Source organism: Desulfovibrio sp. 7SRBS1 (assembly GCF_049723905.1).
Classification (GTDB): domain Bacteria; phylum Desulfobacterota; class Desulfovibrionia; order Desulfovibrionales; family Desulfovibrionaceae.
The window spans coordinates 2,634,996-2,656,293 of sequence record NZ_JBJKFD010000001.1 but is presented as its reverse complement, the minus strand read 5'-3'; the positions used below and the strand labels follow the sequence as shown (position 1 = coordinate 2,656,293).

23 protein-coding genes, 1 tRNA gene and 3 pseudogenes are annotated in these 21,298 nt (G+C 51.7%); 12 read left to right on the top strand and 15 right to left on the bottom strand.

Going from position 1 to position 21,298, the window contains the following annotated elements:
• Positions 1 to 122: 122 nt before the first annotated feature.
• The gene (locus ACI0FJ_RS12020; protein ID WP_424303672.1) at positions 123 to 791 is read left to right on the top strand and encodes a helix-turn-helix transcriptional regulator; all 669 of its coding nucleotides are present in this window, start codon (positions 123 to 125) and stop codon (positions 789 to 791) included.
• A gap of 155 nt (positions 792 to 946) precedes the next feature.
• Here the strand turns inward: ACI0FJ_RS12020 and ACI0FJ_RS12015 are convergent, their stop codons facing one another.
• The gene (locus ACI0FJ_RS12015; RefSeq protein WP_424303669.1) at positions 947 to 1,636 is read right to left on the bottom strand and encodes a DUF554 domain-containing protein; all 690 of its coding nucleotides are present in this window, start codon (positions 1,634 to 1,636) and stop codon (positions 947 to 949) included.
• 233 nt (positions 1,637 to 1,869) lie between these two features.
• Between ACI0FJ_RS12015 and ACI0FJ_RS12010 the strand changes: the two genes are divergently transcribed.
• From ACI0FJ_RS12010 to ACI0FJ_RS11980, 7 genes are all read left to right on the top strand, one after another.
• Positions 1,870 to 1,956, top strand: a tRNA-Leu gene (locus tag ACI0FJ_RS12010).
• A 250-nt stretch (positions 1,957 to 2,206) separates the two neighbouring features.
• The gene (locus ACI0FJ_RS12005) at positions 2,207 to 2,725 is read left to right on the top strand and encodes a hypothetical protein (protein ID WP_424303666.1); all 519 of its coding nucleotides are present in this window, start codon (positions 2,207 to 2,209) and stop codon (positions 2,723 to 2,725) included.
• The gene (locus ACI0FJ_RS12000; protein WP_424303663.1) at positions 2,694 to 3,119 is read left to right on the top strand and encodes a hypothetical protein; all 426 of its coding nucleotides are present in this window, start codon (positions 2,694 to 2,696) and stop codon (positions 3,117 to 3,119) included. Before ACI0FJ_RS12005 ends, ACI0FJ_RS12000 begins: the two co-directional genes overlap by 32 nt.
• 360 nt (positions 3,120 to 3,479) lie before the next feature.
• A complete protein-coding gene (locus tag ACI0FJ_RS11995) occupies positions 3,480 to 3,689 on the top strand; it encodes a helix-turn-helix transcriptional regulator (RefSeq protein WP_424303660.1) in 210 nt (69 codons plus the stop codon).
• Positions 3,686 to 5,317, top strand: a complete 1,632-nt coding sequence (locus tag ACI0FJ_RS11990; RefSeq protein WP_424303658.1) for a YfjI family protein — start codon at positions 3,686 to 3,688, stop codon at positions 5,315 to 5,317. Before ACI0FJ_RS11995 ends, ACI0FJ_RS11990 begins: the two co-directional genes overlap by 4 nt.
• Positions 5,314 to 5,610 carry a plasmid mobilization protein gene (locus ACI0FJ_RS11985; RefSeq protein WP_424303655.1) on the top strand — a complete coding sequence of 99 codons (297 nt, stop codon included), beginning with the start codon at positions 5,314 to 5,316 and terminating at the stop codon, positions 5,608 to 5,610. Before ACI0FJ_RS11990 ends, ACI0FJ_RS11985 begins: the two co-directional genes overlap by 4 nt.
• Positions 5,601 to 6,989 (top strand): relaxase/mobilization nuclease domain-containing protein, encoded by a 1,389-nt coding sequence (locus ACI0FJ_RS11980; RefSeq protein ID WP_424303652.1) that lies wholly within the window; start codon positions 5,601 to 5,603, stop codon positions 6,987 to 6,989. The genes ACI0FJ_RS11985 and ACI0FJ_RS11980 overlap by 10 nt, the downstream gene beginning before the upstream one ends.
• 283 nt (positions 6,990 to 7,272) lie before the next feature.
• Here the strand turns inward: ACI0FJ_RS11980 and ACI0FJ_RS11975 are convergent, their stop codons facing one another.
• Positions 7,273 to 8,313, bottom strand: coding sequence for an IS481 family transposase (locus ACI0FJ_RS11975; protein ID WP_424303649.1), 1,041 nt, complete (start codon positions 8,311 to 8,313; stop codon positions 7,273 to 7,275).
• On the opposite strand from ACI0FJ_RS11975, the gene rhuM reads away from it, so the two are divergent.
• Entirely contained in the window at positions 8,300 to 8,686 is a 387-nt protein-coding gene (rhuM, locus tag ACI0FJ_RS11970) for a RhuM family protein (protein WP_424303646.1), read from the top strand. The genes ACI0FJ_RS11975 and rhuM overlap by 14 nt on opposite strands.
• 45 nt (positions 8,687 to 8,731) lie before the next feature.
• The gene (locus ACI0FJ_RS11965) at positions 8,732 to 9,013 is read left to right on the top strand and encodes a hypothetical protein (protein WP_424303643.1); all 282 of its coding nucleotides are present in this window, start codon (positions 8,732 to 8,734) and stop codon (positions 9,011 to 9,013) included.
• Positions 9,014 to 9,126: 113 nt separating this feature from the next.
• Here the strand turns inward: ACI0FJ_RS11965 and ACI0FJ_RS11960 are convergent, their stop codons facing one another.
• The 7 genes and pseudogenes from ACI0FJ_RS11960 to ACI0FJ_RS11930 all read right to left on the bottom strand — a co-directional run bounded on the left by ACI0FJ_RS11960 (position 9,127) and on the right by ACI0FJ_RS11930 (position 13,892).
• The gene (locus ACI0FJ_RS11960) at positions 9,127 to 10,704 is read right to left on the bottom strand and encodes a Calx-beta domain-containing protein (protein ID WP_424303640.1); all 1,578 of its coding nucleotides are present in this window, start codon (positions 10,702 to 10,704) and stop codon (positions 9,127 to 9,129) included.
• A 480-nt stretch (positions 10,705 to 11,184) separates the two neighbouring features.
• Positions 11,185 to 12,093: an autotransporter outer membrane beta-barrel domain-containing protein gene (locus ACI0FJ_RS11955; protein ID WP_424303637.1), complete on the bottom strand. Its 909-nt coding sequence runs from the start codon at positions 12,091 to 12,093 to the stop codon at positions 11,185 to 11,187.
• A 192-nt stretch (positions 12,094 to 12,285) separates the two neighbouring features.
• Positions 12,286 to 12,477 carry a hypothetical protein gene (locus ACI0FJ_RS11950; RefSeq protein ID WP_424306556.1) on the bottom strand — a complete coding sequence of 64 codons (192 nt, stop codon included), beginning with the start codon at positions 12,475 to 12,477 and terminating at the stop codon, positions 12,286 to 12,288.
• Positions 12,463 to 12,693, bottom strand: a pseudogene (locus ACI0FJ_RS11945) (HAF repeat-containing protein); the annotation flags it as partial. The gene ACI0FJ_RS11950 and the pseudogene ACI0FJ_RS11945, both read right to left, overlap by 15 nt.
• A gap of 46 nt (positions 12,694 to 12,739) precedes the next feature.
• On the bottom strand, positions 12,740 to 13,363 hold the full coding sequence (locus tag ACI0FJ_RS11940) for an IS3 family transposase (protein ID WP_424303634.1): 624 nt from the start codon (positions 13,361 to 13,363) through the stop codon (positions 12,740 to 12,742).
• Positions 13,330 to 13,497 carry a transposase gene (locus ACI0FJ_RS11935; protein WP_424303631.1) on the bottom strand — a complete coding sequence of 56 codons (168 nt, stop codon included), beginning with the start codon at positions 13,495 to 13,497 and terminating at the stop codon, positions 13,330 to 13,332. The genes ACI0FJ_RS11940 and ACI0FJ_RS11935 overlap by 34 nt, the downstream gene beginning before the upstream one ends.
• Positions 13,498 to 13,616: 119 nt before the next feature.
• Positions 13,617 to 13,892: a transposase gene (locus ACI0FJ_RS11930; protein WP_424306554.1), complete on the bottom strand. Its 276-nt coding sequence runs from the start codon at positions 13,890 to 13,892 to the stop codon at positions 13,617 to 13,619.
• A gap of 389 nt (positions 13,893 to 14,281) precedes the next feature.
• On the opposite strand from ACI0FJ_RS11930, the pseudogene ACI0FJ_RS11925 reads away from it, so the two are divergent.
• A pseudogene (locus ACI0FJ_RS11925) lies at positions 14,282 to 15,496 on the top strand (IS5 family transposase); the annotation flags it as partial.
• On the opposite strand, the gene ACI0FJ_RS11920 reads toward ACI0FJ_RS11925, so the two are convergent.
• From ACI0FJ_RS11920 to ACI0FJ_RS11910, 3 genes are read right to left on the bottom strand one after another with little or no spacing between them, the layout of a single operon-like run.
• Positions 15,480 to 16,445, bottom strand: coding sequence for a bacteriophage abortive infection AbiH family protein (locus ACI0FJ_RS11920; protein WP_424306552.1), 966 nt, complete (start codon positions 16,443 to 16,445; stop codon positions 15,480 to 15,482). The pseudogene ACI0FJ_RS11925 and the gene ACI0FJ_RS11920 overlap by 17 nt on opposite strands.
• A 9-nt stretch (positions 16,446 to 16,454) precedes the next feature.
• Entirely contained in the window at positions 16,455 to 16,757 is a 303-nt protein-coding gene (locus ACI0FJ_RS11915) for a type II toxin-antitoxin system RelE/ParE family toxin (protein ID WP_424303628.1), read from the bottom strand.
• Complete coding sequence (locus ACI0FJ_RS11910) at positions 16,741 to 16,983, bottom strand: CopG family ribbon-helix-helix protein (RefSeq protein ID WP_424303625.1); 243 nt, start codon at positions 16,981 to 16,983, stop codon at positions 16,741 to 16,743. Before ACI0FJ_RS11910 ends, ACI0FJ_RS11915 begins: the two co-directional genes overlap by 17 nt.
• A gap of 270 nt (positions 16,984 to 17,253) precedes the next feature.
• On the opposite strand from ACI0FJ_RS11910, the pseudogene ACI0FJ_RS11905 reads away from it, so the two are divergent.
• A pseudogene (locus tag ACI0FJ_RS11905) lies at positions 17,254 to 17,433 on the top strand (DUF6125 family protein); the annotation flags it as partial.
• Positions 17,434 to 17,466: 33 nt separating this feature from the next.
• Here ACI0FJ_RS11905 and ACI0FJ_RS11900 read toward each other — a convergent pair.
• From ACI0FJ_RS11900 to ACI0FJ_RS11890, 3 genes are all read right to left on the bottom strand, one after another.
• Positions 17,467 to 18,771 carry a hypothetical protein gene (locus ACI0FJ_RS11900; RefSeq protein WP_424303622.1) on the bottom strand — a complete coding sequence of 435 codons (1,305 nt, stop codon included), beginning with the start codon at positions 18,769 to 18,771 and terminating at the stop codon, positions 17,467 to 17,469.
• Between the two features lie 43 nt (positions 18,772 to 18,814).
• Positions 18,815 to 19,210 carry an EAL domain-containing protein gene (locus ACI0FJ_RS11895; RefSeq protein WP_424306550.1) on the bottom strand — a complete coding sequence of 132 codons (396 nt, stop codon included), beginning with the start codon at positions 19,208 to 19,210 and terminating at the stop codon, positions 18,815 to 18,817.
• A 170-nt stretch (positions 19,211 to 19,380) separates the two neighbouring features.
• Positions 19,381 to 21,243 carry a sigma-54-dependent Fis family transcriptional regulator gene (locus ACI0FJ_RS11890; RefSeq protein ID WP_424303619.1) on the bottom strand — a complete coding sequence of 621 codons (1,863 nt, stop codon included), beginning with the start codon at positions 21,241 to 21,243 and terminating at the stop codon, positions 19,381 to 19,383.
• Positions 21,244 to 21,298: the final 55 nt, after the last annotated feature.

The following is a 21,298-nucleotide window of genomic DNA, read 5'->3' as shown; positions in this document are numbered from 1 at the left end:
ACAGGGCCACGCCGTGAAGGGGCCCGACGAGCGGGTTTGCAGTGGATTGACATGATCTTTTTCTCATAATACAAAAAAATCCTCAGCGTGAGAACAATCTTAAATGTGGCAAGGAGGAGGAAGTGGAGAATGGATTGAAAACGCACTGTTCCGTGGAGGATTTTGTGCCGTTGGTAGAATTTCTCGGCGCCTTCATAGGAAAGGATTGCGAAGTAGTACTCCACGATACCAATAATCTTGAGCGTTCCGTAGTGGCCATTGCCAATGGACACATCTCCGGACGTAAGATTGGTGCGCCCATGACGGACTTGGCGCTGAAGGTCGTTAAGGACAAGCAGTACGAGGAAACGGATTTTGTCATGGATTATGATACCGTTTCCAAGGAAGGGAAAAGCCTGCGTTCGGCCACGTATTTCATCAAGGACATGAACGACGAACTGCAGGGCATGCTTTGTCTGAATATGGATGTGACCAAGCTTGTTGATGCCCGGGACATGCTTACCAAATTCCTTCGGGCCAGCGGACTTGAAAAAAAGCGCAGGCCCAAGAAAACGCAAAAGGAACCGGAGCGTTTCCACGAGTCCATCGAGGATCTTACCTCGAACATGGTCCGCGAGGTCATGTCCGAGTACAGCGTACCTGCCGAGCGTCTTACGCCGAACGAGAAGATGGACATTGTGGCCGAACTCAACCGGCGGGGCGTCTTTCTCATCAAGGGCGCCGTGGCATTGGTGGCCACCAGTCTGGTCGCATCCGAGGCGACCATTTACAGATATCTGAACAAGTCGTAGCCCTTGTCCGACTGCCGACAAGGCCATAACGCGTGGTTGGTTGCAACCGCACAGTGGCTTTGGAATCTTTCGGGCAAAACAAGACGGCCCGCAGACTTGAATTTGTCTGCGGGCCGTCTTGTTTTGGGCTTCCCTTTGGGAAGGGGAAGGTGCCTTTAAAGCAGAAACAACCCCAGAATAACAACCATGAGCAGGGCGGGCAGCATGTCGCCCAGACGGATGTAGGTGAGCTTGAGCAGATTGAGGCTGATGCCCAGAATGAGCACGCCGCCCACGGCCGTCAGCTCGTTGATAAGCGCGGGACTGAATACGTCCTGGAACATGCTGGCGAACAGGGTGAGGCCGTATTGATAGATGAAGACCGGGATAATGGAGAACAGCACGCCAATGCCGTAGGTGGCAGCCAGCACAATGGAGGCAAAGCCGTCCAGCAGGGATTTGGTCAGCAAAATGGTGGGGTCGCCGCGCAGCCCCTCGTCGAATGCGCCCAAAATGGCCATGGAGCCGATGCAGAAGAGCAGGGTGGCCGTGATGAGCCCTTCGGTGAACATGGCGTTCTTGTTTTTGATGCGGGCCTTGAGCCGGTCGCCCAGGGTGGCAAGAAATTCTTCCAAATGGAAAAACGCGCCGATAATCCCGCCCAACACGATGCTGAAAATGACGATGAGCGGCCTCTGGAAGACCAGGGCCATTTTCATACCCAGGGCAAAGGTGCACAGACCAAGGGCCTGAAACACGATGTTGCGGATGCGCTCCGGGAAACGGGCACCGAGAAACAGGCCGACAACGCTTCCGGCAATAATGGCACACACATTGACCAACGACCCTACGGGAAGAACTGGCATTATCTCCACCTCTCAATGAATATCCGCGATTTTTTTGGACGGAAAGCCGCGGCGGTGTGGTGTTGTTCGGCCTCTTCACGTATGTTATCCGTGAAATGTGTCGGAGAATGCCGACATGAGGAATTCGGATTCGCTAGCATGATGGCGGGTGGGAAACAAGAGCGAAAACATGAAATAGTGACCTTGCCGCTTGACAAGAACACGTAACAATCCGTAGAAGATTTCTTCTTTGTGCCGGGATGGCGGAATTGGTAGACGCAGCGGACTCAAAATCCGCCGGGTTCACGCCCTTGAGAGTTCGAGTCTCTCTCCCGGTACCACTTGAAATTTAAGGGCTTTTCGCGCTGAGCGAGAGACCCTTTTTTCATGCCCAAAACAGCGTTCCCCATACTATTCCCCATAAAATTGAAAAAAATGAAAAAAGTTTGGTTAAGCTCGCCCTTTACCTGTTTCTCTTTATTTGGAAAAGTGAAGACGAATTTTGAATGTTGTTTGGTGTATCTGAAGTGAGATGACTCTTTATTCGCCTGGGGATTGACCGGATGGCGTGGATAAATCGGGGAATCAGAAGTGAATGACGATGCTCAAAAACATGAAGGAATCCAGAAGTCTTCTGGGGGCAAAGAGAGCTATTTTAAGATTCTTCCTCTTTCACCAAGAAAGACAAATTGGGAATGGATTGCAAGGGATAGTGCAATCGGATTGTTAGTATTTCTTGTTTCTTATATTTCAACACGTTTTATTAAAGATGCTGATGATTTCTTTCTGATGTTTTGTTTTTTGATTTCAACCATTGTTGTTGTTTTTTTAATGCTTTGTAGACTTCTCATATTTTATTGTATTAAAAATATGTATGTAGATGGTAATTATGTAAATATTCAAAGAATAAAGCCTGATGATCTTTTGAAAAGATGGGGAAGAAATGTTGGGCAGGATTTTGTGAATATTATTCTTGAAACAAATCTGACTGTATATCTGAATTCTGAGATGAAGAATAGTTCTGCGTTTATAATAAAGTATTTTCATTCCCCTTTCTATCCAGATGATGCGAGGGAGAGTGTGGTGCATAATTCCCGTTGTTTTTTTTGATTTGAATGAAGTGAGGAGTATAGAGCGTAATATTCCACTGCTGCGTACGGGCAATGGGCAACTCCTGGAGGAGCTCCAAGAGCGGATACAGCATCTGGAAAAAGACCGTAATGACACTAAAACTGAACCGGCACGTTTGGCTCGCGCGGAGAAACGAGCTGAGAAGGCAAACAAAGACAGTCTTTTTTTCGCTCATATGATGCTGGAAATGGTAAAAGATCCTGCTCCCAAGGCCGTGTTCACCCGCCAAAACTACAAGGATATTGCAAAGGGTGTTGCTCAGAAAGCGTACATCGTGGAGCAGAACCTGAATCATCCTTCATTTGAGACGATTGACAGACTGCGTAAAAGTCTCCCGGTACAATTCAGAAATGAAGGCAACGCGCCCAAATAAAGAGTAACGGGACAAAAGGACAATATGGACAAAAAACGAATTCTGTCCATATTGTCCATTTTGTCCCACAAAGTAATTTTTGTTTTCCTCACTTCCATCGGTCGAGAGGATCTGATCGACCTTCCTTCGTATTGTTCTGTGTCCTCCAATTGATTTTTTTACAGAAAATGGCACGACCATTCTTTTTGTGCTGTAGTCTGCTGTAATTACACGTATATTACCTTCTTGGACTGTTGCCTCATTACAGAACCACCCGGTGGTTCCACAGACTTTGTTGCCCCTACGATGGTTTCGCAGCGCAATTAAATCTGTTTGCCTTGCATCAAAGCACACGAAACTCAACCCATCAGGAGAAAAGTCATGCAAGGCCTGTTAACGACAAAGGAAGCAGCGGAACGATTGGGGCTCAGTCCCGGTACCCTGGAAGTTTGGCGTTGTCTCGGCAAGGGGCCGCGTTACATCAAGATCGGCAGGCGCGTCGGATACGATGCCCGCGATCTCGAAGCCTATGTGGAGTCTTGCAAGGTCGTTCCTCTTGAGGAACAGGCCAACCTGGCGAGGACGAGATGAATTCCCCAGGTGCGGACATTATTTCTTTGTTCAGGAACAAGGCTCCGGTTCCTCTGGGGCCGGAGTTCCCTCCATCTTTGGCAGCGATTGGATTGCCGGCCGTCATAGAAAACTATGCCCATGAACTCAGTGAGTCTTTGCAGGTTCCGTATGAAATGGTGCTCTGCAATTTTTTCGGGGTGTTGTCTGCCGCGTCTCAACGGAAATTCTGCGTGCAGGTCAAAGAGGGGTATTGCGAGTCCCTCAATTTATACCTTCTGTCTCCCTTGCCGCCGGGAGAACGCAAAAGTGCAGTTACGCAGTCGGTCAGAAAGCCATTGCTGCATTGGGAAAAGGAACAGGAGGGGAAATATGGTTCCTTGGCCCAAGAGGCCCAATCAAAGCGGCTGACTTTGGAGCGGGCGATTGAGCATCGACGCAATCAGGCAGCCCGAGCGAAAACCGCTCAGGCCCGGAATGCCATGTGGCAGGAGATACAGGAGCTGGAAGCCGAACTGCCGGAGCCGGTCCATGTGCCACGTCTTTTGGCGGATGACATCACTCCCGAGTGCCTTGCGCAGCTCATGGAGCAACAAGGGGAATGTCTGGCAGTCATCGAGGCGGAGGGAGGCCTGTTCGACACGTTTGCAGGCCGCTACAGCCAGATGCCCAACCTTGATCTTATCCTGAAGGCATTCAGCGGTGAGCCGTGTCGGGTGGATAGGAAGCATGGGCAACACATCGGCTTGAATCATCCTCTGCTGACCATTTGCGTTACCACACAACCGGATGTGCTTCGGTCCATGGCCTCCAATTCCGTGTTTCGCGGACGTGGATTTCTGGCCCGGTTCCTGTTTTTCTACGGCAAAAGCAGATTGGGATTTCGTCTGGCTGAACCGCCGAGTGTAGCGGCAGCGACAGAACAGGCTTTTTCTACGAAAATAGAATCTCTGCTGTCCCTTCGGAGTGGCACAGGGGATAGGCCGCCTCAGACGCTTACGCTGACACCCGGGGCATACGAAATCTGGAAGGATTTCTTTTATGGCGTCGAAGCGCAGCTTCGTCCTGGACAACGGCTGGAGCATCTTACGGATTGGGCGGGGAAGCTCCCCGGACAGGTCGTTCGTCTTGCCGGGCTACTGCATTTGGCCTCTTCTTCGTCCGTGGATATCAGCCTGGATTCTTCCGTGATGCAGGCGGCTGCAGCTTTGGGGAATAGACTTACAGGACATGCCCTGTTCGCCTTTCACGACATGGGGTGTGATGAACCTTCCGCATGTGCCCGCAATGCCCTGGATTGGATTAAAGGCAGACATGTTGAACGATTCTCCCTTCGTGATTGCCAGCGGGCCATTCGTGGTCGTTTTCCCAAAAAAAAGCAGATCCAGCAGGGCATCGGTATGCTCGAAGAGCACGGGTATATTGTTTCGGTTCCTGTTCCTTCGTCTGGTCCGGGGCGTCCTCCGGGGCCGAATTATGTGGTGCATCCGGCTGTTCATGCGGCGGCATCATGTTCAGATGGCGTTCCTAGCCAGCCTACCCAACGTGACACATATTGCTTCGCAACCTGTGTCCCTGTTGGGGCTGGCGAGGGAGGCAAGCCTCCCTTCGATCCCTCGTTCAACGCCAGGGAAAAGGAGGCAGTATGAACGCCAGCAGAAATGTCTGGATCAGTTTGCGGCTCACTCCGGAGGAAAAAGAACGCATCGCAACCCAGGCCAAGCAGCAAGGGATGAGCACGGGCGATTACCTGCGCAAGATACTTCAGATGCAGCGGGTCCGTAGGACCAATCGCGAGCGGGAAAAGCTTCTGCAACTGGCCCGCATCGGGAATAACCTCAATCAGCTTGCCCGGTGGGCCAATACCTACAAGCGCAATGCAGATTCTCTTTTGATTCTCGCGCAATTGGCGGAGATTGAGAAGGAACTGAAATGTATATGAAGGTCTTCCCCCACGGCAAAGGCAGCGGAGCCAAGGCCGTGAACTACGTGATTGATCCCGGTCGTAAGGGCAGGGAGCATTCCCCACCCCAGGTGCTGCGCGGAGATCCGCAGTTCATCCAAAAAGTCATTGGTTCCACTGACAGAAAATGGAAGTACACATCCGGCGTGCTGTCTTGGGCGCCGGAAGACAAGGTGTCGGAGCAGGTCGAGGCCAAGCTCATGGACGACTTTGAACGGACGGCTTTTGCGGGCATGGAGTCGGACCAGTACGCCATTTTATGGGTGCGCCACAGCCATGCCGGGCATCATGAGTTGCATTTTATCATACCGCGCACAGAGCTACGGCAGGACAAAGCCTTCAATCCTTGTTCACCTGGCTGGCAAAAACAGTATGACGTGTGGCGTGACCTTTGGAACGACCGCATGTCCTGGGCGCGGCCCGACGACCCGAACCGATCCAGAATCATACAACCGGGGAATGCCATCCAGTTTTCCAGTGGCATGGAGTTGGCCGACTTCCGAAAGAGTGTCACCGACTTTCTTGTCCAAGGGATTACGGACGGTTTGCATCAAAACCGAGACGATTTGGTCAAGGCCCTTCAGAATCTGGGTTTTTCCGTTCCCAGGCAGGGCAAGGAGTACATCACCCTGGAATTGCCCCAGGACGGCAAGCGCGTCCGGATGAAAGGAGGAATTTATGCACAGTCCTGGTCACCTGAACGAACTGACGGAAAAACTGAAAGAGCGTACAGCCTCCCAGGCCTTGCAGGTGGAGCAGACCGTTCAGACCGTATTGAGCGACTTGAGCGAGAGCTTGCGCAGATCCGCCGAGAAAGAGCTGACTACCATCAGAAACGATATGGACGACCAGATTCGGCAGCTCAGGCAAAGGCAATCCGCGACGTTCAGATATCATTGGAAGCAAAATTTGTGGGCGAATCTGCTCTCGGCCTTGTTCCTGGCAGCAATGGCAACGGCCATAACAGGCTTCACGACCTGGCGTGTGAAATCCCTCAGCCAGGACGTTTCCAGGCTCACCACCGAGATAGCCCGGCTGAAAAGCGAGGAAAGCAAAATACAGACTTGGGGCTTGCAATTGGTGAGCAACAAGCAGGGGGCCTTTATTATCCTGCCCAAGGGCGTGAAGCCCAAAATCGGCTGGGAAATGCAGGGACAGGCCCGGCGCCTGGACCAGCAAGACGTGCGTCTGACCGCCCTGGAACGCCAGGTGAAGGGCTGCCAGGACTTGCAAAACGAATTGGAGCAGGTCTTAAGGCAACTGGCGGACTTCTCAAGGCGATGGCGGAAATAGCAAAGCGGATGGCGCGGCGCGTAGAGCGCGTTCGTGGTTTTGGGCGGGGATGCGAGCGGAGTTGAATAAGGTAGGCCGTGGTCATGGCGGGTTGAAGGAATATGAATTGAACGGTAGATATTCCTGCAACCCTTGGCCTTTTATGGAAGCCAAGCCAATGGGGGGCAGTGAAATGTAACACAAGGTGATTCAATGACGTTATCTGCTACTTCCCCAAACGGAAAGGACAGCGCGCAGCAAACGCAGCTAGCGGTTTATCAGGCAGAAGACGGGACTCTCTGCATTGATGTGTAGTGGTTCATACTTGATCTGACAGTCTGTCCCTTTTGACGGACTACAATTGTCAGATTAGTTGAGCTTTGAAACGTATTCAGTCCAGAGGTGCTTTCCTTCGATCATAGTTGCCATGGGCGTCTTCCCGCAACACATTTTCCCCTGATGCGTCCGTTCCGTGTTGTACTCGGCAACCCATGCGTCAAGATCAGCCTGCAAAGAATCCAATGAAGTGTAGAGGGTTCGCCGAAATGCGACCTGATAAAACTCATTGAGGATGGTCTTGTGAAAGCGTTCGCAGATGCCGTTGGTTTGCGGATGCCTGGCCTTCGTTTTTGTGTGCTCGATGCCGCACACGCCAAGAAACAGTTCGTAGTCGTGCTTCTCCACACTACCGCAGTATTCCGTGCCTCTATCCGTCAATATCCGCAGTATGCCCATGCCTTGCTCTTCGAAAAACGGCAGAACCTTGTCATTGAGCATGTCTGCGGCAGTGATCGGCGTCTTGGTCGTGTACAGCTTGGCCGCTGCCCATTTTGAATACGTGTCGACGAAGGTCTGCTGGTAAATGCGGCCAACGCCTTTGATCGTACCTACATAGAACGTGTCCTGGCTCCCTAGATATCCTGGATGTGCTGTTTCGATCTCGCCGTGAGCAAGATCGTCGTCCTTCTTTTTTTCGAGTGCCTGCACCTGGGCTTCGGTCAGAATCATTCCCGATTCTGCGGAGAGTTTTTCCAATGCTCGAAGACGCAGCTTGAAGTTGTGCAACTCGTGCCGAAGCCAGATCGACTGCACTCCGGAAGGCGAGACGAACGTCCCGAGCTTGCGGAGTTCATTGCTGGCTCTGGTTTGTCCGTAGGCGGGAAAGTCGGTGGCATAGGCGACAACTGCATCTTCGATGGCCGAATCGACCCTGTTCTTCAGATTCGGCTTGCGCCGATTCTTGTCGAGCAAGGCCTCAACTCCGCCATCCTCCTTGGCTGCCTGGTACCGGTAAAAGGTGTCTCGGGAAAAACCCATAAGCTTACAAGCCCTTGAGACATTACCAAGTTCTTCCGCCAAATTGAGCAGGCCGACCTTGTGTTTTATGACGTTGTGATTGAAACTGGACATGAGGTTCTCCTTTGAGCACAGGGCTCAGTTTGATGGCTTTCAACATTTCCATCAAAAGGGAGAACCTCTCGTTTTTCAAGAGGAACTGTCAGATCAAATCGAAACTACTTCAATTGATGCCCGACTGGAGGGGGAAACCGTCTGTCTTTCGCTCAACCAGTTGGCCGAGTTGTTTCAGGTGGATAAGTCCGGCATCAGCCGACATCTGAAAAACATATTTGAGTCCGAGGAGTTGGTTCGAGATTCAGTTGTTGCAAAATTTGCAACAACTGCCGTTGATGGCAAAACCTATCAGGTGGAGCACTTCAACCTGGATGCAATCATATCTGTCGGCTACCGCGTAAAAAGTCGCGTTGTCACCCATTTTCGCTAGTGGGCCACGTCCATTCTTCGGGAGCATCTGGTTAAGGGCTATACTGTGGATCGCAAACGGTTGGCGGAAAATGCTGACGAGTTGGCCAAGGCACTGGAACTTGTCCGCCGCAGTGCCGGGAGCATCCGCTACATCGACGAGGGGCGGGGCTTGGTGGATGTCATCAGCCGGTATCCCCGGACATTCCTCTGGCTTCAGCAGTACGACGAAGGATTCTCCCGCCATTCGCTGCATCGTTTCGACCAGTTTTATACGAATTCACAACGTTTCCGAGTCGAAGATATTACATTACATAGGGAGAATTGTTATGAAAAAATAATCTACTAGGGGTATTTCAGGCCTGACTAATTACGGGAGGGCTACAGGCGCGTGCCCTCCCCCTGAGACGTCGGAGTGTCAAGTATTCTCAACGCGTCGCGAAAGCGCACGGCGAGGAGTGCTTACGCCCACTCCACCGAGAGGCCGTAGTCGCCAGTCGACGAACTCCAGCCTGCGACCGAGATCACATAGTTACCAGCAGACATGTAAACTTCTTCGTGAGAGTTACGACCAGTTCCTCCGTCGTCATCATAGGCGATTCGGGAGCAGGACGAGTTATAAACGGTCAAGGTCGGGTCAAAGTTGGTATCGGTTTTCCACACATTGATATCGTAGTAGCCGGACCTGGGCGCCACAAAGCCCCACGCGTCAGAGTCAGACGAAGAGGTGATGCTGTCGTACCGGGTACCGCCTTCAGAGATGGTGCCTTCAGTCGCCATGCAAAAAGAATCGTTTTCTTCTTCAGAGGCATAGAGTTCATAGTCGCCAGTATGGGACCTGTAGCCCTCTGCTGCAACATAGACGATTCCAGTGTAATCAGCAGTAAAGGTCAGTTCCGAATAGAGACCAGGGCCATCGTCATCATCGTAGGCTATTTGAGAGCTTGAGTCGTCATAAACTCTCAGGCGAGTATCATGCAAGGGGGTGCCCATATAGAGACCAGAGATGCTCGCGCCACCATCGAACCCATCAAGGCTGATGGTGTATTCGTTGCCACTCGTCACACTCATGCGATACCAGTCCGAGTCGCCCGACGTTTCGATGGTGTCGGTCCGGGGGATGCCGATAGAAAGAGTTTGAGTCGTTGAAGAATCGCCAGGAACCGAGTCTGACGGAGAGGGAACGGGACCACCGGAGCCGTCGTCGTCCAGAATCGTGCACGAGACAGAGGAGACGCCGGTGGACCAGCTGGAATTTTGAGGATCAATAGACACGGTAAACTGCTCGTTCTCTTCCACTGTGGTGTCGCCAGACACGGAAACAGTTATGGACTGGGAAGTCTGGCCCGATTCAAAATAAACCGAACCGCTTGTGTAGGAGTAAAAGTCGCTGCTCTCGGCAGGATCGGCGCCGCCTGAGTCATCACCGGAAACGAAGTAGTTTACGTATCCTGCTTCCGAGGTGTCGCCTGAGCGAGTTACATCAAATTCGAACGTAGTTGTTCCGCTGTCGCCTTCGTATTGGTCAGTGCCGCTCGTGGCGGAGATGGACGTCATGGGACTTGAACTGGTGCTGTTGGTCCAGTCGTCAACTTCGGAATAGTAGTGGTCGAGCTGCGAGCTGGTGAGCAGCCCTTCGTCCGGTCCATAGCCCCAGCCCGCGGGCTTGCCGAAAGAACCGTCGACTTTGGGCATGATTCCCAGATCGTTGAGCACAGCGTTGACCAGACCACGCGGGTGGATGGTTCCTTCAACAAGGGCGTCCACATAATGCTGCGAGAGCGACGAGCTGATGGAAGACGAGCCGAACAGGTTCCCCAGTACTTCGTTCACTTGCGTAGTCGCGACAGACGAGGCGACTGGACCATATCCCCAGCCCTTGTCAACGCTGATGCTTTGTTGCAGTCCGGCCCAGACGTTGCCTGTGTTTTCACTCAGCTGGTTGGTCCAGTAGTCGATCTCATTCGAGTTGGCATCGACGCCATATGTTGCGAGAAAGTAAGCATTGACTTTGTTTCCATAATCCGATACAGTAGACATGCAATCCTCCTCAAGCTAAAGTTGGTTATTCCTCCAGTACCCTCAACGTATATAGTTCCATGGAAAAATCCATGAGCCAATCGAGTTCAACTCCTTGTTCTTGCAGTATGCATCGCACAGCACGGCGTGCATTCTGCATTGCCCTGATAGTATCTCTGCACAGCATCTTTCCGATAAATTTCTCGCGGGTCACCGTGTGTTTTCAAATAAACATGGCTATCTTTGCAGTGGTAATCCTCCCATAAACACAACCGCCAGCAGACTCGCGATAATCATTTTTCTCATACGCTTTAGTCTTTACCTCAAATTTACTTTTCAACGGCTTACAACGTCTAAACTTAAATAGACTACGGACCTTACAATCTTCTTACATACTCCAGTTGGCATGCCCCACATTAGGCTTCCTGCCCTTTACACTGAAAAAAACATAAAAAAGCGGCCATGCAGACCGCCCCATTCATAATAGCACTCATAGCAACCTTAAAAAGCCCAGGATAATCCGACCGTCAAAGCAACATCCGGTTCTGTATCGTCCTGGCTGTCAATTCCAAATCCGAGCCGTGAAAAAGTTTCAAAACCGTCTCCCCAAGGACGCCATTTAACACCAACACCCGCGTCGCCCCAGTCTTGGTCGATTGAGACTCCACCATAGTTGAAAGCGAACAGGCCAGTAAGTTGGCCGCTCATGGAAACTCCTTCGTCTTCAAAACGATGCGACCATGCCGCCCAAGTCCACAAATCTAAATTTTCATTGCATGCATATTGTACTTCCAGGCCAAGTCGAGCCTGATTGACATATTCGGTGCGGGAGTCGAAGTGAGCAGGAAAAGGACCGCCAGACTCCGTATAGCTGTCGATATCAATCTGCTCCCAATTGTATTGAGCAAAAGGCTGCAATGTAATGCTCTCAACAATCGGAAAGGCCCAACCTATCCGTCCGAACAGGCTGAACGCTTGCCCCTGAGTCGATCTCTTGGACTGAGACAAACTTGCACCGTTTTGATAGCCACGCTCCAAGTCCATATCCAGGTAATGCCACATGCCGCCGCCTTCGAGGCGTAAGCCATAGGTAGCCGGAGAGTAGGTGAAAAATATACCTGGCCCAATCAAAGATGAATCCTGGTTGCCGCCGTACGATGTATCCAAAGAGCGTCTACCAGAAAACACGCCTCCGCCAAGACTCATCCCATTGGCAAAATAATGGGTTACACCGACGCCGCCTTCTCCACCAAAGTCTTCATCGGAAAATGAACTGTTGCTGATGAGCGTACCACCAACCCATAACTTATTTTTGTTTTTCACTTCTTCGTTGTTGGAAGAGGGAGCAGATACATTGATGACCGCACTATGCGAGGCGTCCATCATCGCTGAAACCGTAGACCTAGCCATTGCGGTAGCCGTAGCTCCAACTTGGTTCATAGAGGCCAGAGAGCTACTAAGCTCAAAAGGCGTAATAACACCACTTGTATGGTCGACGCCATTTATACGGGCAATATACGCCTCTTGATTTCCGTCGGTAGTCTCTTTGAAACCAACAATAGTTTCACCATCATCAGAAACTCCAGTGGCTGTAGTTAGCCTTCACCCATCCATATCAACACCATTAGCGGTTAATATATCGTTCAAATTTTCCATACCACTGTTTGAAGTCCACCTAAACGCCTCCCATCCTTCAGCTGTGGTGCCATGCCCAACAATAACCGATCCATCGGAATTAATCGCCCATGCACGTGATTGAAACTTCCCTCCATCGAAATCCCCTAAACCCACCATTCCCTCAGCCTCTGTCCAACGAAAAGCCTCCGTCCCCTCCGATATGCTCACTCCGACAATAACATCCCCGTTGGAACTGATACCGTATGCCCGAGAGGAACCACTATTTTTTCCGAGCAGTGATCCTAGGCCAACCATTCCTCCTGAAGGAGTCCAACGAAAGGCTTGATCGCCTAAAGTTGACCCAGCTTGCCCTACAACCACTTGACCATCTGAACTTACATCTGAAGTGCCATAGAAAAAATGGACATTCTCTGAGAGGTTAGTCCGCTAGGTTACTTTTAGCCTGGTGGATGTTTTCATATTCCACCGGGCTTTTATAACCGATTCCGGCATGCCGCCGTTTTCTGTTATAAAATCCTTCCAGGAACATGAAGATATCCAGTTTGGCTTCGGAGCGGGGCTGGTACCTGCTCCAATTTACCCATTCCCTTTTCAGCTTGCTGAAAAACGTTTCTGCAACGGCATTGTCCCAGCAGTTTCCCCTGCGGCTCATGCTACAAAGTATTCCATTTTGACTCAGGGCTTTTCTATACAGCTTGCTGGTGTATTGGCGGCCCTGGTCGCTATGATGAAGCAACCCTGCTTCGGGGGATCTGGCTTTAATAGCCATAGCCAGAGCCCTGCAGGCGAGATGTGCGTCCACACGTTCCGACATTGCCCAGCCCACCACGCGTCTGGAAAACATGTCCAGAGTGACGGCAAGATACAGCCAGCCTTCTCGTGTCGGAATGTAGGTAATGTCCGACGCCCATTTTTGATTCGGTGCCGAGGCTAAAAACTGTCGTGAAAGATGGTTTTCAGCCACAGGCGGATTCGGTCCAGTTTGGCAGGGATAACGATGTTTTCGCTTCAACTTGGACTGCAGTCCAGCAGTCGCCAGCACCGCCGCACTGTCTCCGGGCAACACGAAAAACCAACCTGCTCCACGACGTCCATATGCACCTTGCGATAGCCGTAAATTCCCCTACTGGCGTGATACGACTTCTGTGCTGCGGCAAGGACCAGCTGCCGCTTCAACGCCAGTCTGCCGGGCTTTCGTCTTGCCCACGCATAATAGCCGCTTCTGCTGACGGACAGAACTTTGCAAAGAACCTTCGTCGGGTAATGTCCCCTTTGCTTTGCGATCCACGCGTACTTTACAGGGACTTTTTTGCAAAGTATGCTGCTGCCTTTTTTAGAATTTCATTCTCCATGCGCAGGCGGGCATTCTCGTCCCTCAGCTTGGCATAATCGCTGGCAGCTGACGTGCTCTCCTCTCTGGGAGAAAGTTCGCCACTTGCACGATACTTTCTAACCCAATCACGAACTGACCAGCCGCTACAGCCAAGCTGCTGTGCAACCTCAGAAAAGGAATACCCTTGTTCGACAACAAGCTTTGCCGCTGACAACTTGAAATCTTTTGAATATCTCATACGTGCCACTATGCTCTCCTGTTGGAGCGAACAGTAACCTCTCGGTTCGTGTCCGTCATCTATAGGGCACTTCAATCCCAAGCAGTATCCTCATCCCAATCTGTTCCATGTCCCCCCTCAAGATATCCCAGCCCTTCAAGAGACGCGGCAGACGAGAATGCTGCCCCCAAAAAGACGCTCAAAGCAATCAAAACAATTTGAGCCATAAAAAAAAAGAAATTTAGGTTTAGCTCTCACCTGCAAGCTCCTTAACTAGTCGGGCCTGAAATATCTCTAGTGGATTGATTTTTATTAACAATTCTCCTTGTACAATGTAGTATTTTCGACCAGAGAACGTTGTGAATTCGTATAAAACCGGTCGAAATGATGCAGCGAATGGCGGGAGAATCATGAGGGCAAAACCCAAAAAACAGCCGCAGGGTACGTTCCTTTACCCAGACCTTCTGGACCAGCTCAATCCGAAGGCTCCGCTCCTTCAATTGGCGAGGAGAATTCCCTGGGGGCGATTCGAGGAGGAGTTCGCCGGACTCTACAGCGACCAAGGTCGGCCAGCCAAGCCGACCCGGCTAATGGTCGGGCTGATGCTGCTCAAGCAGTTGGAGAATCTGAGCGACGAACGGGTCGTGGAGGCATGGACGCAAAATCCCTACTACCAGGCGTTTTGCGGTATGACCGAGTTCCAGTGGAAGCTGCCTTGCGATCCCACGGATTTGATCTATTTCCGCAAGCGCATTGGCGAGGACGGGGCACGACTGATTTTCGAGGTCTCCGTGGAACTGCACGGTGATGACGCCAAAGAACGAGAGATCACGGTGGATACCACGGTCCAGGAAAAGAACGTAACCTTTCCTACCGACCTGAAGCTTTTGACCAAAGTCATCGAGGGCTGCCGTAAGATCGCGGACAGCGAAGGCGTCGGTCTACGCCGCAGCTTCAAGCGCACGCTCCCCAAGCTTCGGCTGAAACGGATGAAGATGGCCAAAAAGGCGAGGAAGATGCGGACAATGGCTGGTGCCTTGATCCGTGAACTCCGGCGCAAATTGCCGGGCGAAGCCCTGGGCCGCCACCAGGAGCGACTTGACCTGTACGAGCGGGTCAAGGACCAGAAACGAAGCGACAAGAATAAGGTCTACAGCCTACACGAACCCGATATTCTCTGCATCTCCAAGGGTAAAGCGCACAAGCAGTACGAGTTCGGGCGCAAGGCGTCCATCGCGGTCACAAAAACTACGGGTATCATCGTCGGCGCGATGTCGTTCAACGAGAACGTCTACGACGGCCATACGTTGCCGGATGTCCTCGAACAGTGTTGGGAGGTCACCGGGGTCTGTCCGTCCATGGCGATCTGCGACCGAGGCTACAGGGGCCTGAATCAGGTCGGTGACACGCAAATCCTCATCCCAAAGCCTCCGAAGAAGAAGGACACACCGTACCAGCGCCTTATGGCGCGGCTCCGCTTCCGCCGTCGGGCGGCTATCGAGCCGGTGATCGGCCATCTCAAACACGATCACCGCATGGCCCGGAGCTATCTCAAGGGCGCGGTCGGCGACGCCATTAACTTGTTTATGGCCGCAGCGGCGTTCAACTTCAGGAAGTGGATGCGGAAAATCGGAGAGTTTTTTGCGCTCTTGGCGTTTCTGCTCCTCGGCAAAGACTCAAGCCGACGGCTGGCGGAAAATGTGGCGTAGAAGCTGAAACGGGTTTTTCAGGCCTGACTAAATAGTCTTTTGACTCTTCTTCATAATATGAAACAATCCAAGGAATATCTCGCGTAACTGCGGAGATTTTATCAAAGTACGGCTTATCTACCTCAGACATTGAATGTCCAAGAACAAAGACTTTTGAGGCGTATTGCAATTCTTTGAAATAGCCTGCGTTTGTTTCGATGATACTTTGTGACGGTTTTAATGTTCTATCAAAATAATCCTGAATCAGGGAATATCCCTCGGCAATCCTTACGTCAGTGTCCTCATCTATTTGGCTGGTGAACTGGTTTGGTGCGATTTCGTAGGCGTGACCGAGGACTATACCTCCGTGAAAACATGATCCGTGGATGTGTTTTGTCTGTTCTGTCGGAATATTGTATATTTTTGCTAAAGTACTCGTGTAGTTGAAAGTAAGAAAATGTGCGTTTGGGTTGAGTCGGATTTTTGATGTGACGCAGAATGAGTTCGGAATTTGTTTGTCAACAAAGGTAATCCACTCCGTGAAAGCTTGGATCAAATTTATTGATAAGTCTTTGGTGATTTGTTCAATTTCATATTGATAGTCGTGGTGATAGCTATCACTCCAGTTCTCTGTGGCATAGGACTGGAGAAAGTCTGATGCTTCGTCTTCAATTGTGTCGTAGTCTATGAGTGAAAAGCAATTTTCAAATTCGTTCCAAAGAGTTGGGTCTTCCCCCATCAAATATTTTAAACATCTGTCATACAGCGAAGAGTGATTATCTTTGAGCCAGGTGGCAAATGCGCCATAGCTCGTGTTTAAATTATGATGAAGATCAAAGCCATTCCCAATAATGTATAAACCGTTTTGTAGAGCAGCTCTTAACATCTCTCCCATTCATTCGTTCCCTAGGCTTCCAGTCCATAGCTTGGACGTATGCATGACTCGCAGTATTTCAACGACATTCTGCTGCACGTGATAGACCAGAAAGTACGGAATATGAGGGATGATCAATTCTCTCGTGTCTTTCAGCAGTCCAGCCCGACCAGCGTGGGGGAATGTTCGTAGTGTGTCAGTTGCTTTATGAATTTGGGCAACCAACTTTTTCCCGACATCTGGTTCTCCCTGCTCTCGGAAGTAGCTTATTAGGTCTGTCAGGTCAGCGTAAGCGGATTCGGTCCAGTTAATCGAGTTCAACACCGAGTCCTTTCAGCTTGTCGGCGACTTCCTCATGGGAAAGGACTCGACCTGTCTTCACATCATCAAGACCTTTTTGGACTTCGGTTGAATACCACGTCAGGTATTCCAAGTAATGATTCACTGCGTTTTTAATCAAGCCGGACCGGGTTTGGCCCAACGCTTGTACTGCTTCATCCAACCGTTCAAGAGTGGCGGCATCAAATCGTGTGCTTATCATTGAGGGCATATTTATTTCTCCTGTATGACATAATGTATGTCGCTATTGCTTGGATGTCCAGTGGGAGTCAGGGAGTCTTGAATCGAGGAGGAGGAAACGCCAAACGTTTGGTCAACCAATCCGGTCAACCAAACGCCTTTAACACATCTCCAACATCACTGATTTTCTGTTGGCATCAAAATAAAAAGACAAATTATTCAAGGGTTACACGCCAGTCTTCGTGCATGGCATTCAAGAGGTCGTGGGTTCGGTTCCCTCCAGCTCCACCAATTTTTCCTAATGGCTTCGGTAGATTACCGGAGCCATTTTTTGTTGCCAGACGGTCGGAAATTCGGTTTGTGGTCCAAATGTGGTCTAATTCGAATTTCCGGCTTTTCGCAGAAAATCGCCCCCCGCATCCGGTGCGAATGCGTGGGCTGCCCGCCCGACGCCCATCCCGAGGAGTGGGTCTGTGCTTGGCGGTTCACACTGGTGGAGAGTGAAGGGTACCCCCTACCCCGCCGGAATCCCGAAGATCGTCACCCCCAGGCAGATCAGGCCCAGGAGGCCGAACAGCACGGCCCTCGGCCAGGACGAGGGATAGGGCGCGGTCTTGCGCAGGATCAGGACTGCCACCGCGCATTGCAGCACGTAAAAGAGTGCAAAGGCGCGCGAGGCGTAGCTGATGATCTGGTACACGTCCGTGAGCCAGGTGATGACGATGGCGGCTACGGACACCGCCAGGTAGTTGAACTTCACCGGGATCAGCCCCTTGAGGATCGCTTCGAGCAGGCCGGAGCAGCCTGCGTCGTCCGCCGTGGCCGCCGAGAACTGGCTGCCCACCGCGGTCAGGGTCAGCAGCAGGGGCAGGATCGGGGCCACCACCATGGAATAATTGACGATGGCCGTGATGCCCGCGCTGTTGTCCAGCCCGGTGCGCCCGATGACCAGTCCCATGAGTCCCACGAAGACCACATAGATGGCGGCGGACACGAGTTGGGCCGTGCGCATGGTCCGGATGCGCTCCTCCGCCGGATGCTCGGAACCGAGAAAACGTGAGGTCTCGAACCCCTGGACCACGATGAGCATGCCCATGACCAGTCGGATGATGTGCCCGGAATCATTCGGAAAGGCAATGGGATGGAGTTGCCAGGTCCCGTCCATGGCCGCCGCCGCGTTGAAGTGGACCAGCCCGGCCAACAGGGCCGCGATCATGGCCAGGTTCACGCCCACCACCACGCGCTCCACCCGCTCGATGCCCTTGAGGCCGCGCACCGTGCCCACCGCGCCGATGCCAGCCAGGATCACGGTGACCAGGATCTTGTCGCAACACCCCGGATCCAGGGAGAGATACTTGAGCCCGAACCCGGCCAGGAGTTGCAGGTAGTAGGACACGGAGATGCAGTAGGCCCCGACCAGCACGATGTGGGATGCCTTTTCCAGCATGGACGCCGGACCGGCGGGACCGACCCCCTGCGCCCCGTTGCAGTGGCCCACGTGCAGCGGGTGCTGGTCCGGGCTGCCCTTCCCGGCGGGGCCGTGCTCGGCAAAGACAGGTTCGGCATAGCGGATATTGAAGCGGATGACCGATCCCACGCCGTAGGCCAGGACGAGCAGGCCGGACATGGCCCAGACTGCGTAGTTGCCCACGTTGGCATAGAGGAGCGGAGCGCAGACCAGGAACCCGGACCCCATGATCGAGGCCAGGGGCGTGATGGTGGCGCGCCAGGCCGAGGACCCGGCCAAGGGGCGGTAGAAAAGCAGGAAACCGCCCACGGTGAGGGCGGTGGCAATGACGATGAGGTTTGGTAATGGCACGGTTTGGGTCTCCTATCCCTACTGATACGGGAAATAGTAATCCTCATTCGGGGAGAGGGCAAATCCGGGTTTGTTTTCGTCCCTTCATCACCTGTGGCCTGGCGAAATAATACCCCTGGAACAGATCGATCCCATGTTGCTTCAAATCCTCGAACATGGATTCGGAGTCGACCTTTTCGGCCAGGAACACGCACAACGTGTCGCTGAATTTTTGCTTGAGCCGGAAAATCTCCCGCATGTCGCCTTCCAGGCAGTCCAATTTGAAGATATCAACATAGTCCATGATTTCCAGAGAGGAATCATCCCCGAAAAAATCATCCAGCGCGATGATATACCCTTCATTTTTCAATTCGATCGCCCGCTCGATCAAGCTGGGGGTGACAGGAACGTCTTCCAGAATCTCAACGACCGTGGCCGGAGCGGGAAGGGCGAGTGGTATTCGTTATTTTAACGTGTTAGAGGGGGTCGTGGGGCGTCTTGCCATGAAAATGGCATTCAAGAGGCCAGGAGTTCAATTCTCCTCAGCTCCACCCCATTTCCCTTCAGAAGAAGCGGCAGCTCCAAGTGAATCATATGCTCCGTTTCCTTAGAATGGTGAAGCAATCGGCATCAAGGCATGCGGATATTATATTTACGCATTTTCCGATATACCGTAGCCCGACTGACGTGCAGTGCTTTGGCCGCCTGGGAAATATTGCCGTCGTTTTCCTCCAGCGCCGTCAAAACACACTGCTTCTCGGCTCCAAGAAGGCCAGCATCACTCTCTTCGGCTTCAAAACCCACTTCCAAAGCTATTCTGGGAGGAAGGTGCTGAGGCAGGATGGTATCACCCTTGAGCATGCTGACCATGGAAATGACGGAGTTTTCCATCTCTCGGACATTACCTGGCCAAGTATATTTTTTTAAAATGCGTAATGCCGCTTCTGAAAATAAAATTTTCTTGCAGGATAAATGTTCTTTCGGGCACCGCTCAATAAGAAAATCAAGTAAGAGTTCAATGTCATCAGGACGCTTACGAAGCGGCGGAATATTCAGATTGATGACCCCTAAACGATAGTAGAGATCCTCCCGGAAAAGACCAGCCTTGGACTGCTTCAACAAATCCTTGTTTGTTGCGGCAATGACCCTGACATCGACTGAAACGGAACGTGAACCACCGATACGGGTAATGCTCTTTTCCTGGAGTACGCGCAGCAGGTTGGCTTGGGCCTCCATGGGCATGTCCCCGATCTCGTCAAGAAAGAGTGTGCCACCCTCTGCGAGTTCGAATTTCCCGGCTTTTCCGCCCCGATTGGCTCCTGTAAAGGTTCCCTGCTCATACCCGAATAATTCACTCTGAATAAGCTCTCTGGGGAGTGCGGCGCAGTTGATTGCAATGAAGGGTTTGTTCTTTCTTGGGCTGCTGTTGTGGATTGCCTGCGCCAGAATCTCTTTTCCCGTACCGCTTTCTCCTTCAATGAGAACGGTAAAATCCATGGCTGCCACAGTTGAGGCCTGCTCAATGACAGCAGCCACATTGCTGTTGCATGATACAAAGTCCTTGAATGTATAGCGCGGGCTTTTCCCGCTTTCCACTGTTCCTTTTTTCTTGAGCGACCCCACAACCCCCATGGGTTCCTTGTTTTCCCCCAATATCTGCCGTAAGTGAGCCTCCACGCCGATTTGCCCAGCCGGAGTGTAAAATTGCACTTCCGTACACGTTTGTCCTTTTTGCAGGTTCTGCATCAGCTTACTATAGTTGGCAATTACAACAGCATCGTACTTCGCTTCCTCGGCGTCTGTTCCCGATGCCCCGATCAGGGTCTGGGCCTTTTGATTCAAATGGCGGATATTGCCCTTTTCATCAAAGAAGATCATTGCCTCGGACAACTCCTCGACAACCGTATTGAAGTAATGAAACGATCGGCTGTATTGCCTGTGAAGTTCCCTGGAATGAAACTCCATTTCTATGGTTTTGACGGTCATCTTGACGAGATCAAGCATCAATTGCGGGTGGTTGTACGGATCGACATTCGAGATATCCAGAGAGCCCAACAACTGCCCTTGTGAGTCGAAAATTGGAGCAGCAGAGCAGGACCAATTGTGATACAATTGACAAAAGTGCTCATGTGCATGGATTTGAATGGGTCTCCGCCGCACAAGGGAAACGCCGGGAGCAGTGGTGCCGATTGATTTTTCCGAGTTGTCCGAACCGGGAACGACATCGAGTTTTTCGGCAAGGGACTGCATACACTTATCCCCGAATAGTTCCAGAATGACTCCTCGGGGGTCTGTTAAAATTACTACATACCCTTTGCCTCTGATCGATTCATAGAGCTGCTTCATGTGCGGCATGGCCGCACAATAGAGCCGCTCGTTCTCTTCGCGTTTGATCAGGAGATCTATGTCCGTGATTATGCTGATGCCTTTGGAGGTGCTGACCTGGTGCTCCAGACAGCGCTCCCAGGAAAGGGCAACTTCTTTACGCAGCAATGAAGTTTCGACAACACTCGATGTAACAAGCCTGTCCCATGCCTGTTGAGGAACT